Below are 13,669 nucleotides of genomic sequence, written 5' to 3'. Positions count from 1 at the left end.
GGTACAATTTAATTTCTCAAAATTTAAACACAATAAAAAAGCCGCAGATGAAAATCTGCGGCTTTTTATATTAACCAATTACTTCTCGTTCAAAAACACAAACTGATGATCAAACATATCCAGCTTTATTTTGCTATCCTTATCCACCGTACCAGCTAAAATAGATTTCGATAACTCATTTAAAATCCTTTTCTGTATCACACGTTTCAAAGGTCTAGCACCAAACTGAGGATCATAACCCAATTCAGCTAACCAATCCAAAGCCTCAGGAGTTGCAGTAATCGTAATACCCATTTCCGCTAATGTTTCTTGCACCTGTTTAAATTGTAAGTCCACAATGTTTCTAATTTCGCCCCTATGTAAAGGAGTAAACATAATCAACTCATCAATTCTATTCAAAAATTCCGGACGAATAGTTTGTTTCAATAGCTCGAACAATTCGTTTTTCGTTTTGGCAATTACTTCTTCTCTGTTTTCATCATCCAATTTTTTAAAGTTATCCTGAATTAAATGAGAACCAATGTTAGAAGTCATAATGATAATGGTATTTTTAAAGTTCACTACACGACCTTTGTTGTCCGTCAAACGCCCATCATCTAATACTTGCAATAAGATATTAAATACATCTGGGTGAGCCTTTTCAATCTCATCTAACAACACTACCGAATATGGTTTTCTACGAACAGCCTCTGTCAATTGTCCACCTTCATCATACCCAACATATCCTGGAGGTGCACCAATCAATCTAGAAACCGCATGCCTTTCCTGATATTCACTCATATCAATTCTGGTCATGGCATTTTCATCGTTAAATAAAAACTCGGCCAATGCTTTTGCTAATTCGGTTTTACCCACACCAGTTGTACCCAAAAAAATGAACGAACCAATCGGTTTACGTTTATCTTGCAAACCAGCTCTAGATCTACGTATCGCATCCGAAATTGCTTCAATAGCCTCATCTTGTCCTGCAACACGTTTATGCAATTCATCCTCTAAATGCAATAGTTTTTCACGCTCGCTAGCAACTAATTTAAGTACAGGAATACCCGTCCAACGAGCAACTACACCCGCAATATCATCGGCAGTCACCTCTTCTTTAAGCATTCTGCTATCGCTTTGCTGACTTTCTAAATCAACTTTCAGTTTTTCAACTTTATCTTGCGCTTCTTTAATCTTTCCATAACGGATTTCGGCAACTTTACCATAATCTCCAGCACGTTCCGCTTGTTCCGCTTCTAATTTATAATGTTCAATTTGTTCTAACTGATTGTTTACAGCATCGACCAAATCTTTCTCACCTTGCCATTTTGCTTTTAATTCGTCACGTTCTGCAGATAAATTGGCAATCTCTTCAGAAAGTTCCTTAACTTTATTATCGTCTTTTTCACGCTTAATAGCTTCGCGTTCAATCTCTAAACGCATGATTTCTCTATCAAGTGCATCCACATTTTCAGGCACACTATCCATCTCCATGCGTAATTTCGATGCCGCTTCATCCATTAAATCAATCGCTTTATCTGGTAAAAACCGATCTGCAATATATCTCTGCGACATTTCTACAGCAGCAATAATCGCTTCGTCTTTAATTCTCACTTTATGGTGAGTTTCGTAACGCTCTTTTAAACCACGCAAAATAGAAATCGCATCTTGTGTATCAGGTTCATTCACCATTACTTTTTGAAAACGACGTTCTAAGGCCTTATCTTTCTCTAAATATTTCTGATACTCATCTAAAGTTGTAGCGCCAATTGCTCTCAATTCGCCTCTCGCTAAAGCTGGTTTTAAAATATTTGCGGCATCCATTGCACCTTCGCCACCACCAGCACCAACCAAAGTATGTATCTCATCAATAAATAAAATGATGTCGCCATCGCTTTGTGTAACCTCTTTTACAACGGCTTTTAAGCGTTCTTCAAACTCGCCTTTATATTTTGCACCAGCAATTAGCGAACCCATATCTAACGAGAAAACAGTTTTAGTTTTCAAGTTTTCGGGCACATCACCTTTTATAATTCTAAAGGCTATACCTTCGGCAATAGCAGTTTTACCAACACCAGGTTCACCAATTAATATCGGATTGTTTTTCGTTCTACGTGATAAAATCTGTATCACACGACGAATTTCTTCATCTCTACCAATAACCGGATCTAATTTTCCGCTTTCAGCATATTCATTCAAATTACGAGCATATTTGTTTAAAGCTTGGTAGGTCGCCTCTGCATTTTGATCCGTTACATGGTTATCGCCACGCAATGCTACAATTGCTTTTTTAAGATCTTTTTCGTTAACTCCTTGCTCTTTTAATAGTTTAGAAGTCGCATCATTAACAGCCAATAAGCCTAATAATACATGCTCAACCGATACAAAATCATCTTTAAATTCTTTTAAATAAGATTGTGCTTTTTGCAATGCACTATTTGCACCAGATGATAAATAAGCCTCGCCGCCAGTAACTTTTGGTAGTTTCTCAATTGCAGCTGTTAAATTTTGATTAACAGAATTTAGGTTAACATTTAGTTTCTTTAGCACGTAAGAAACCACATTTTCATCAACAGTAAGCAAACCTTTTAACAAGTGTGCCGTTTCAATAGCCTGTTGCTGATTGCCCTGTGCTATTTCAGAAGCCTTTTGAATTGCTTCTTGAGCTTTTATAGTAAAATTGTTGAAGTTCATGTTTCCTTTTAAATCAAAACAAATGCCATTCGCTTTTTGCTTTGGCAATCGGAAATTTTGTCTGTTAGTTTTAGTTTAGAAAGACTAATTGTCTGTAAATAAGTAATTTATACTGAAAAAATGTCTGCACAGATTTTAATTGTCATACTGAGCGTAGTCGAAGTAAGGAAAAGAATGGTAGTGGTTCTTGGCTAATGTAGTCCTTCTTTCCATTCCAATATTTTGAGCTTCGACTACGCTCAGCTTGACAAAATATTTCCATTTCAATAAGGTTTATTTAACAAAGTCAGTAGTTCTTAGGATGTGGCTAAAGCCCAATATAAATTGCATAAACCGACGGCAATGAAGATGTTACTATTGAACTTTGAAAGAATTTCATTGCCGTTGGCTTCAGCCAACGGAACAAATAAAAAATGCCAAACTATTTCAATTCAATGTTATATTCTCCAGCCTGCAAATTAAAAGTTCCTCCAGCAATAATCTTCCCATCTAAATAAATCTTTCTATCCCTTACAATCTCTAGTTTCACAGTTGCGCTAGAATTTGCTGGAACAGTTACTTTATAATTAATTCCACTTCCTACTCTTTTCCAAGAAGAAATTATTTTACCATACGGACCATCATGAGTAGCTTCAAAAGAACTCAACCCTTCAACAAAATAAGGTTGCAGAATTACATTCTTAAATCCAGGTTGGTTTTCATCAGGCTTGATGCCGCCTGGAGCTTTATACAACCAAGCACCAATTTCTCCAAACATAATGTGGTTCATTGAGATGTCCGATTTCGCATCAATTGGCCAGTTTTCATACAAAGTTGTTGCGTCATTGGCAATCCACCAACCCCAACTTGGAAAAGTTTTTTGAGCAGCAACTTTATAAGCAATCTCAGCATAACCATTTTCACTCAAAGCGTTTAAAATGGCCTTTGTTCCTAGCAATCCAACATCTAAATGGAAACCATCAGCTTCAACGCGTTTAGCTAAATTTTCTGCTACTTTGGCTTTCATTTCATCAGGTACAATACCCCAAAATAAAGGAACGCTTAATTCTGTTTGTAAGCCAGTATTATAAATGCCAGTAGTTTTATTTAAGTATTTAGCATTAAAAGTATTTTTGATTTTTAAAGCCAAGTCTGTGTACTTTTTATAATCATCGGCTTTGCCTAAAATGTTTGCTGTTTTAGCTAAAATCACGACATCTGCATAATAATAACAAGTCGAAGTCAACTCAACTGGCGAAACGGATTTTACAGGCACCCAATCGCCCAAACCCCAGCTAGTTAAACCAGTAGGGTAAGTTTCATCAATGTGGTTTACATATCTACGGATGTTCTCATAGTTGTCTTTCAAAATTTTTGTATCACCATAAAACCGATATATATTCCAAGGAATAATAGCAATTGTACTTGTCCAATCTGGTCCATTTGCCCATTCATAACCCCAACCATCGGTCGGAATGATGGCAGGCAAAACACCATTTGGTTGTTGTTCATCTCTATGATCGGCTAACCATTTTTCATAAATCGTAATGCCATCAAAACCATATAATCCTGTTTCTATGGCAATTGCTGCATCACCAGTCCAGCCATTTTTTTCTCGTTGCGGACAATCGGTTGGGTAACCAAATAAGTTCGATAAATAAGAATTATTGGTAGCATAATATATTTTGTCAATTAATGGATCTGATGCTTTTACACTTCCCATAACAGGCACATCGCTATGCATAAAATAACCAACCAAATCTTCCTTTTTCAATTCAATTGGCCGACTTAAACTTACTTCAACATATTGAAAACCTTTATAATTAAAATGAGGCATGAAACTTTCTTCGCCTTTTCCGCTTAAAATTAAAATATCTGTCTGAAAAGGATCTTTATCATCAGTTGGGCGATAATGCACATCAATATTAGATAGATCGGCTCTGCCGTTCGAGTAAAGTCTTTCTGTATGTTTTAATCTAACCACAGTTCCTGCTGGACCATTTAATTTAATCTTACTCACTCCAGAAATATTCCTACCTAAATCGAATAGATAAGTGGTATCATTAAATTTTTTAATGCTTTTTGCAGTAATTTCTTCTATATTTCTAATGGGGTGTAAAGCCTGAGCCACAATATTACGGGAAGGCGCAGAGCGATAAATTACTCGTTTCCATTTACTGTCATCAAAACCAACTTTGTTCCAGCCATCAAGTTCTAATCTTGCATCATAATGTTCAGCGGTGTAAATACTGTTAAAAATTATCGGACTTAAAGCTGTTTTCCAATCTTTACCAGATTTAATGGTTTCTATAGTTCCATCTGTATAAGTGATTCTTAAATCAAGGCAAAATGTTGGTCTATTGCGCCAAGGTGCTTTATCAAAATCCCATACTGCAGTAGATTGATGATTGTACCAACCATTACCTAACAATACGCCAATAGCATTTTTGCCTATTTTCAATTGATGGGTAACATCATACGTAACATATAAAGTTCGTCTATCGTAACGCGTATACATCGGGTCCATTCTATGATTTCCAACTTTTTCGCCATTTAAAGAAAGCTCGTATAATCCACCAGCAGCGATATAAGCCCTAGCTGATTTTATCTTTTTAGTAGTTTCAAAAGTTTTCCTGAAATAAGGGGCAGGTTTAAGCTTAGGATTTTCATTATCAGAAATCCATGAACCTTGCCAGTTTTTCCCGCCCATCATTCCCATTTCGAAACTGGCTAATTTGGTATTTATCACTTTAAGTTGATTAGCAACATCTAAACGCCAAAAATATTTGATAAAAGGCTTTAATGACTGACCATTATAAATTTTTAAGGAAGTGCTTGTTTGTAACCACCCTGTATTCCATTGGTTTGCTTTTCCTTGTAACAAGGCAACAGAATCCGTACTCACCATAATTCTGTACGCAGTTTGTTTTGCTCCTTTTCTGTTATCCGCCATTTGCCAAGTAAAACGTGGATTTGGATTGTCTAATCCGATGGGGTTAATTAGATATTCTGTTTTTAAATTAATGATGGTTTGAGCAAAACTAGTTGAAAAAGCAAACGAGCAGAAAAGAACAACGGAAACTCTAAAAATGTTGGATGATAGCATTTGAATTGGGTTATTTCTACCTAAGATATTAATTAAATTTTAAGGCATAAAAAAACACTTCCATTAATTTAGAAGTGTTTTTGAAACCACGTCATGCTGATCCGATAGCTATCGGATTTATTTCAGCATCTATTTAACTGGCCCTGAAACAAGTTCAGGGTGACGAAAACGTTTAAATAAGAATTTACCCCAAAATTTCTTTTAATTTCTTGGTTTGATGATCAGCCAATTTTTGAAGCGGACCAGCGGCTAACATTTTCATCATCATATTTAAATCTGCAGAAATGATGTGTTTTGCAGTAGTACCTCCATTATCGTTAGGGACAACAGTCCATTTTAATTCCACATCAAAGGGTGGTTTTTCAGTCGGAATAGCAGTAAGCTCGCTATTTGGCACACGGTTAGCAATCTTAATAGCTAATTTTGCCATATTCTGAATGGTAAAACTAGCTTCGTCTGCTGTAGAAGACCAGTTATAAATATTTTCAGGCATTAACTGTTGATGATTATTCAAATCTTCCAAAAAATTATAAACCTTATCAACAGGTAAATTTATTTCAACAGCACTTTCAATAACAGTCATATAATGTGTTTTAATAATTAAATTAAGATTCAGAATTTACACTAGTGTCTTTTCCCCATTCTGAAGGAGTTTCACGCCATTTGTTTAATAAATCTATATCGTTTTGTGCTATAAAACTATGTTCTGCAGCATATTTAATTAATGTAGAATAATTAGATAACGTAGAATAACGACATTTCGCATTTGCAAAATTTTCATCTGCTTGATCAAATCCATAAGTGAAAATTGCAACTAAACCAGCAACAGATAAGCCTGCGGCACGTAAAGCATCAATAGCTTGTAAACTACTTTTGCCTGTCGAAATTAAATCTTCAATAACAACAACGCGTTGGCCTTCTACAATTTCTCCCTCAATTAAACTTCCAGTGCCGTGTTCTTTTGCTTTAGATCTCACATAAATAAATGGTAAACCTAATTCTTGTGCAACTAAAACTCCTTGCGGAATACCTGCAGTGGCTACTCCAGCAATTACATCAACAGCGCCATATTCTTCTTGTATCAGCTGCGCTAATTTTTGACGAATGTATGTTCTAACAGATGGATGCGATAAAGTTATACGGTTATCGCAGTAAATTGGGGACTTCCAGCCAGATGCCCATGTAAATGGATTGCTAGGTTGTAATTTAATTGCTTTTATTTGTAATAAAAATTCAGCTACCTTTAATTCAATATCACTTTTATTATACATGGCTCAAAAATACAGAATTTATATTAACGATAATACTTTGTTTATAGGTGTTACAGTACCCAAGCAACTAGAGAAAATTCAACAGCTTGACACAGAGGATTTTGATTTTATAACATTTTATAGAAATTTAAAAAAAAGTAAACAGAAGCACTATATGCTGATTACCAAAACGCCTAAAGAGTTGCTGAAATCTATCAAAAAAAAGCTAACGCTAATTAAAGCGGCAGGTGGTTTAGTAGAAAATGCTAAGGGCGAATTTTTATTTATTTTTAGAAATAAAAAGTGGGATTTGCCAAAAGGTAAGGTAGAAAAGGGCGAAAAAGTTAAAGATACTGCGGTTAGAGAAGTTGAAGAGGAGTGTGGTGTGAAAATCGAAAAACGCGAAGAACGTTTATGCAAAACCTATCATATTTATGAATTAGGTGGAAAAGTAATTTTGAAACGAACTAGCTGGTACAAAATGTTTGTTAAAGGAAGTCCAAAATTAATTCCTCAAAAAGAAGAAGGAATTACAACCGCTTCTTGGGTTGCGCCATTGGGTATTAAAGTTAAAATGAAAAATACGTATCCGTTGATATTGGATGTGTTGAAGGCGGAGAGTTTGGTTTAAATTACGTTGTCATTACAACAGCAAAGAGTACATTTAAAATTAACAATATAAAAATTATCAACCCAGAATAAAGATATATAGGGGTTTTTGAAATCTTCTCATACGTAGCCGAGTTTTCACTTATGATATTATCTCTACTGTAATTACAATTATTACAACTCATTCCAGTATATTTTTCCAATGGAAAAACAGGAAGCCAGAAAACATGGTAATATTTTTGAACAATTCTATAAGTTACTCCGGTTTGATTACAATTCTCACACGTTGAAAAATCATCTTCAAAATAGTTAAGTAATTTTATCGAACTACCGAATATAACTAGCATAATAACTTTTACAAAAACTCAATCACTTCTTTTGGTACAAAGGGACTAACATCGCCATTGTTTCTTAAAATATCACGAACAATTGTTGAGCTGATAGCTGAATATTCAGGTTTACTTAATAAAAGAATAGTCTCAACTTCTGGCATCATCGTTTGATTAATCTGTGCAATTGCTCTTTCGTACTCAAAATCTGATGCAGAGCGAATGCCTCTAACCATGTATTTTGCATTAATTTTTCTGCAGAAATCAACTGTTAAACCTTCATACAATTGAACATCTACATTTGGATTGTTTACAAAAATGGTACGTACCATTTCTTCTCTTTTTTCGGCAGAAAGAAAATTTTGCTTTGAACTATTTAAACCAATACCAACAATAATGCGATCAAATAAAGGCAAAGCTCGCTTCAAAATATCTACGTGAGCAATGGTAATTGGGTCAAATGAGCCCGGAAATAAAGCAATTTTCATCGTTTTGTGTTTTTCAATACGGTAAATATATAGGTTTAAGCTGAAAGACTAAAGCAGAAAGCATTGTTAAGTCCGCCAATTAGTATAATCAACTGTTTTATTATAGATGGGATTTCTAAATTAATATCAGAAATATATTGGTTAACAGTTAAGAATATATAGAAAAGATGCTTACCCGTATTTAACTATAAGTTAACTAGGTAGCTAACCCTATAATGACCCTGTTACCACCCTGTTATCACCTTGTTAACACCCTGTAAAAGCAGAACGAAAAACCAGAAAATACAGCGGCGATTACGCTCTAAAATTAACTTTAAGTTAATTGCGATTCAATATAAATTCTAATAAAGGGAAGAAAGTCGGGAGCGAAAAGTTGAAATTTTTCGTCATTGCGAGGTACGAAGCAATCTTAAAGCATTAGAAATTAACCCATCGTTGTAAGATTGTACCATTGGCGCTCCTTTGGAGCTTCGTACCTAGCAAGGACGTTCAGCTCTTAGTGTTCTCTGCGAAAATCTCTGTGTTCTTTGCGTTTAACCTTCAACCTTTTCAAAAAAACTAAAAGAAGAATTTCCGTATTTGCGTACTTCGGTAAAACCAGCCAAGTTATTTAATTTTAAAAAAGGTGGATGCTCTACGATTAAAGTGCCATTTTCTGTTAATAAATTATGTTTCATCACCAATTGAGGAATCATTGGAATATTCGGTAAATCGTAAGGTGGATCGGCGAAAATGATGTTATACTGGTGGTTATCCTGTTCTAGAAATTTAAACGTGTCCGCTTTTTGAGGTGCAATTTGAGTTAACTCGAATTTTTCTGCTACAGATTTTATCCAAGCCACACAACCAGGATGTTTATCAACAGCAGTTACATGCTTTATTCCTCTTGATGCAAATTCAATGCAAATGCTTCCAGTGCCACTAAAAAGGTCTAAAACATCACATTCGTCAAAATCGTAAGTATTGTAGAGGATATTAAATAAAGCCTCCTTTGCCATGTCGGTAGTAGGACGAACAGGCAAGTTTGCTGGGGCATTAAATTGCCTTCCCTTTAGTTTCCCGCCAATTATACGCATTGGTCAAGAGCTAATAAACTGCTGTAATAATGCGCTGGCATATCATCTAATATTTGTTTGTCGAGATTGTTGCTTGCAGCAATAAAATCAGCTTTGCTGAAATATTTTAGTAGACAATTGTATTTATCATCACCTTCGTGAATAATTCCGCTCAATTGTAAATTAGTTTCTTTTGTATTGATATCCAATTGGTTAATCATTAATAAAACATAATAATTAAACTCATCTTGGTTGTCTATTTCATAGCATTGCTGAAAAACAACTTGCTGATTTTGGATATAAAGTGCATTAAATGATCCGACAGAAAAATCTAATAGTAAAGCTGTTTCATTTATTTTTTCGGCTAATGCCAATAAACCAGCATGCTGCGAATATTTTTTTCCGTCAGTAAAACTAGTTAACGTTTCATTGGTGGTTTTTGGTAATGAAAAAACGGTTGTAAAACCAAAATGATGTTGAGTTTGTGTATATAAATCGCCAACTGGTGCTTCGGTAAAGAACTGAGTATGTGCGTTTAAACTATCCTCATTATATAAGTCATTTGGAACAGCAATAGCATTTTGTGTATGAACAGCAACTTTAACATCCTGATAAGGTAAGGTTAAATAAGAATCTGTTTTTAATCGCTCTGCAAACTTTTGAGCGCCATTTTCACATTCTTGTTCATCAAAAACAGCACTAACTTGGTTAGTTTCTTTATTTAGTATGGCATAAGAAAAACTATCTAAGCCCACTTTTACCAATAAATTACAGGCTGATGCTGTAGCTGGATCAAATGTTGGGTCTATTAATAAAATGCTGTTGTTATTGTTCATGTGTTGGCAAAAATAACTTTTTTCTATAACATTACCATTGCATCTTTGCTAAATGGATAAAGCCAATATCATTGCCCAATCGTATCCTTTTAAACCTACCGAAGAACAATTGGTTTTCTGTGCTAAAGCAACGTCTTTTTTAGTGAAAAATGAAACGAATAAGTGCTTTATTTTAAGAGGATATGCGGGTACGGGTAAAACGACTTCGGTAGCGGCATTGGTTAAAGCTTTACCTCAATTCAACTTAAAAGTGGTTTTATTGGCGCCAACAGGTAGAGCTGCGAAAGTAATTAGTAGTTACACTAATAAAAGAGCGCTAACTATTCATAAGAAAATTTACAGGAAACGGAGTGCAGTTTCTACGGAGATGGCTTTTCAGCTAGCGCCAAATTTAGTGGAAAACACGCTTTTTATTGTAGATGAAGCTTCCATGATAGCCGATGAATGGAATCCGCAAAATGGTTCTTCGTTTTTAAAAGATTTAATAGAATTTGTTTATCAGCCTGCACCAACTGGAAAGGATAAAAATTGTTCGTTGTTATTTGTTGGCGATACAGCCCAGCTTCCACCAGTTGGCAGTATAGATAGCCCAGCTTTAAATGAAAAATATCTGATTGATAATTTTGGGTTGAAAGTTACTGCTGTTGAGTTGAAAGAAGTGGTGCGACAAGAAAAGAAATCAGGTATTTTGGCCAACGCAACTATGCTACGCCAATTAATTAATAATCACGATAAGGATAAAACGCCTTTGCCAAAGTTTATCACTAAAAGCTATAAGGACATTTTTAGCATGACTGGAATAAAGTTAGTGGAGGGTTTAGAATATGCGTACAGCAAGTTTGGTATTGAAAACTCGTTGATGGTTTGTCGTTCTAATAAATCGGCGAATGTGTATAATAATCAGATTAGGGCTAGGTTGTTGTATAGGGATGAAGAATTGAGTGGTGGCGACCAAATTATGGTGGTGCGTAATAATTATTTTTGGTTGCCCGATAATCCAGAAACTGCATTTATTGCCAATGGCGATATGGCGAAAGTGGTTAGAGTGAGGAGGGAAGAGGAGCGTTATGGTTTGCGGTTTGCCGAAGTTAATTTAGAGTTTTTAGATTTCCCAGATGCTGGAGTTATTTCATGCAAAGTAATTTTAGATACGATACAAGCGGAAACGCCAAATCTTCCTTACGAAAAAAGCAAACAGCTTTTTGATGGTTTAATGGAAGATTATAGTCATTTAAATAGTAAACGGGATAAAATGGAAGCGATTAAAGTAGATCCATATTACAATGCTTTACAAATCAAATTTGCCTACGCGGTAACCTGTCATAAGGCGCAAGGTGGGCAATGGGATGCTGTTTTTGTAGATCAAGGTTATTTAACTGATGAAATGATAGATCTTGATTTTTTACGATGGTTGTACACTGCGTTAACTAGAGCTAAAAAGGAATTATTTTTAGTGAATTTTTCGCAAAGCTTGTTTGCTACAAGTCAAGAAGAGTAAGGTTTAGCTAAGAAGAATAAGCCGCAGATGCGCAGATTTTTTTGACATAAATTCAGATTAATTATCAATAGAACTAATTAGTTTTTAATCAGCGCATCTGCGGCAAAAAGAATTAGTTTAATCTGTAAATCAGTGGCAAAAGAATAAATAAAGTTAGCCACAGATTAACAGATTTTTTGAGATAAACTATCAATAAAATCAAGTAGTAAAATCAATTAGCTTAATCTGCGCATCTGCGGCAAAAGAATCAATTTAATCTGTAAATCAGTGGCAAAAGAAATAGTATAAAACCAAAAATGCCATCGACCTGAGGCAGATGGCATTCTTTGCATCAAATAAATAAATAAAAATTTCTACTTATCCGGTTACTCTTACGTTTTCAGCTTCCGGGCCTTTTTTGCCGTCTTTTACTTCAAACTCAACTTGTTGTCCTTCTTGCAGAGATCTTTGTCCTGAAGATTGGATCGCAGAATGGTGGCAGAATATATCTTTACCGCCTTCTTCTGGGGTTATAAAACCAAAGCCTTTTGCATCATTAAACCATTTTACTGTACCTGTCATAACTTCTTTATTATTAAATTAAAAAGTGAAGATAACAATTTCAATATAAAAGGTTAAATAATTTTCATACAATTACAATTTAGTAACCTAAAAGAAAAAAGAAAAGGTGCAGCCCTCACAAGCCGCACCTCACAAAAAAACTCCCTTAAGTAGATTCTACTCATTATTAAATACGTTTAATAGGGCAAAAAGGTTTGCTCTAGCTCAAACTATTTTTATTTATTTTACTCTTTAAATTAGGGTTGGAATATTTGTATGTCAGTCTGAGCTTGTCGAAGACCTTTTCCTAAATCCTTCGACAAGCTCAGGATGACAATAGCCTATAAAAAAGTTTAAAAAGCAAATTGTATTATAAACTTTGTCAATCTGTAAAAGATTGACAAAGTACAGACTTGTAAACTAATCTGCCAAATGATCTACTACTAATTTAATTTCTCTATCGCTAATTGCAATTATACGCTCTTTATATAAACCGCCAGTTGCTTTTTTAAATGCACTCTTACTGATTTGAAAACGCTCATAAATCTCCTCAGGAGTACTTTTATCGCCTAAAGCAATTACACCTCCGTTTTCTCTTAACTCTTTTAACAGTACATCTTTAGTGTCAAGAATATGGCTATAACCAAGCGGTTGTAAGCTCAAATCAATTTTACCTTCAATACGCACTTTCTTAATCCAACCTTTACGTTTTTCGCCAGGTTTTAAGTTGGCAAACAATTCGTTATGGTATAAAAGCCCAATATATCTATTGTTGATGATGGCATTAAAGCCCAAATCGGTTTGTTCACTAATTAATAAGCTCACCTCATCACCTTCGTCAAAATCAAAATCATCTTCCTCAATAAATTTATCCAATCGAGAAGAAGCAAGCATCCGCTGATTATTTTCGTCTAAGTAAACATAAACCACATAACTTTCTCCTTTATGCATTGCTCTTTTTTGCTCACGTACTGGAACATAAATATCTTTTCCAATACCTAAATCTAAATAAGCACCATCTTCACTCGCATCAACCACAGTTAAATAAGCAAAATCATCAGTTTCTGCTAAAGCCTGTTTTGTGGTTGCAATGGTGTTTCCATCCTTATTAATAAATACGAATACTTTTATATTGTCGCCGAGTTCAGCGTTTTTAGGTACATCGGAGTAGGGTAATAAAATTTCTCGTTCCCCATCTGATAAACTTAAGCCATCACTGTTTTTAGCGGCAATTCTTAAATCGTTATATTTTCCTATTTCTATCATTTTTTAATTTTGAGTTAAGCCATTTTCTTCAATGACTGTT

Annotated in this window: 11 protein-coding genes; 2 read left to right on the top strand and 9 right to left on the bottom strand. The window is 34.8% G+C overall.

Going from position 1 to position 13,669, the window contains the following annotated elements:
* Window positions 1-78: 78 nt before the first annotated feature.
* From clpB to pyrE, 4 genes are all read right to left on the bottom strand, one after another.
* A complete protein-coding gene (clpB, locus tag GM921_RS07495) occupies window positions 79-2,673 on the bottom strand; it encodes an ATP-dependent chaperone ClpB (protein ID WP_182921972.1) in 2,595 nt (864 codons plus the stop codon).
* A gap of 421 nt (window positions 2,674-3,094) precedes the next feature.
* Window positions 3,095-5,758: an alpha-L-rhamnosidase gene (locus GM921_RS07490; RefSeq protein ID WP_182921971.1), complete on the bottom strand. Its 2,664-nt coding sequence runs from the start codon at window positions 5,756-5,758 to the stop codon at window positions 3,095-3,097.
* Window positions 5,759-5,942: 184 nt separating this feature from the next.
* Window positions 5,943-6,341 carry an SRPBCC family protein gene (locus GM921_RS07485; protein ID WP_182921970.1) on the bottom strand — a complete coding sequence of 133 codons (399 nt, stop codon included), beginning with the start codon at window positions 6,339-6,341 and terminating at the stop codon, window positions 5,943-5,945.
* 22 nt (window positions 6,342-6,363) lie between these two features.
* On the bottom strand, window positions 6,364-7,029 hold the full coding sequence (pyrE, locus tag GM921_RS07480; RefSeq protein ID WP_182921969.1) for an orotate phosphoribosyltransferase: 666 nt from the start codon (window positions 7,027-7,029) through the stop codon (window positions 6,364-6,366).
* Window positions 7,030-7,183: 154 nt separating this feature from the next.
* Between pyrE and GM921_RS07475 the strand changes: the two genes are divergently transcribed.
* On the top strand, window positions 7,184-7,639 hold the full coding sequence (locus GM921_RS07475) for an NUDIX hydrolase (RefSeq protein WP_235969793.1): 456 nt from the start codon (window positions 7,184-7,186) through the stop codon (window positions 7,637-7,639).
* 333 nt (window positions 7,640-7,972) lie between these two features.
* Here the strand turns inward: GM921_RS07475 and coaD are convergent, their stop codons facing one another.
* From coaD to GM921_RS07460, 3 genes are all read right to left on the bottom strand, one after another.
* Window positions 7,973-8,434, bottom strand: coding sequence for a pantetheine-phosphate adenylyltransferase (coaD, locus tag GM921_RS07470; RefSeq protein ID WP_182921967.1), 462 nt, complete (start codon window positions 8,432-8,434; stop codon window positions 7,973-7,975).
* Window positions 8,435-8,967: 533 nt separating this feature from the next.
* Window positions 8,968-9,510, bottom strand: a complete 543-nt coding sequence (locus GM921_RS07465; protein ID WP_182921966.1) for an RsmD family RNA methyltransferase — start codon at window positions 9,508-9,510, stop codon at window positions 8,968-8,970.
* Complete coding sequence (locus tag GM921_RS07460; RefSeq protein WP_182921965.1) at window positions 9,501-10,325, bottom strand: DUF3822 family protein; 825 nt, start codon at window positions 10,323-10,325, stop codon at window positions 9,501-9,503. The genes GM921_RS07465 and GM921_RS07460 overlap by 10 nt, the downstream gene beginning before the upstream one ends.
* A 52-nt stretch (window positions 10,326-10,377) precedes the next feature.
* On the opposite strand from GM921_RS07460, the gene GM921_RS07455 reads away from it, so the two are divergent.
* Window positions 10,378-11,823, top strand: a complete 1,446-nt coding sequence (locus GM921_RS07455; protein WP_182921964.1) for an ATP-dependent DNA helicase — start codon at window positions 10,378-10,380, stop codon at window positions 11,821-11,823.
* A 357-nt stretch (window positions 11,824-12,180) separates the two neighbouring features.
* Here the strand turns inward: GM921_RS07455 and GM921_RS07450 are convergent, their stop codons facing one another.
* Both GM921_RS07450 and GM921_RS07445 read right to left on the bottom strand, forming a co-directional pair.
* Entirely contained in the window at window positions 12,181-12,384 is a 204-nt protein-coding gene (locus GM921_RS07450) for a cold-shock protein (protein WP_182921963.1), read from the bottom strand.
* Window positions 12,385-12,783: 399 nt separating this feature from the next.
* The gene (locus tag GM921_RS07445; protein ID WP_182921962.1) at window positions 12,784-13,629 is read right to left on the bottom strand and encodes a CvfB family protein; all 846 of its coding nucleotides are present in this window, start codon (window positions 13,627-13,629) and stop codon (window positions 12,784-12,786) included.
* Between the last annotated feature and the right edge of the window lie 40 nt (window positions 13,630-13,669).

The organism is Pedobacter planticolens, from assembly GCF_014172375.1.
GTDB classification, from domain to species: Bacteria; Bacteroidota; Bacteroidia; order Sphingobacteriales; family Sphingobacteriaceae; genus Pedobacter; species Pedobacter planticolens.
This window is presented reverse-complemented; position numbering and strand designations above follow the sequence as displayed.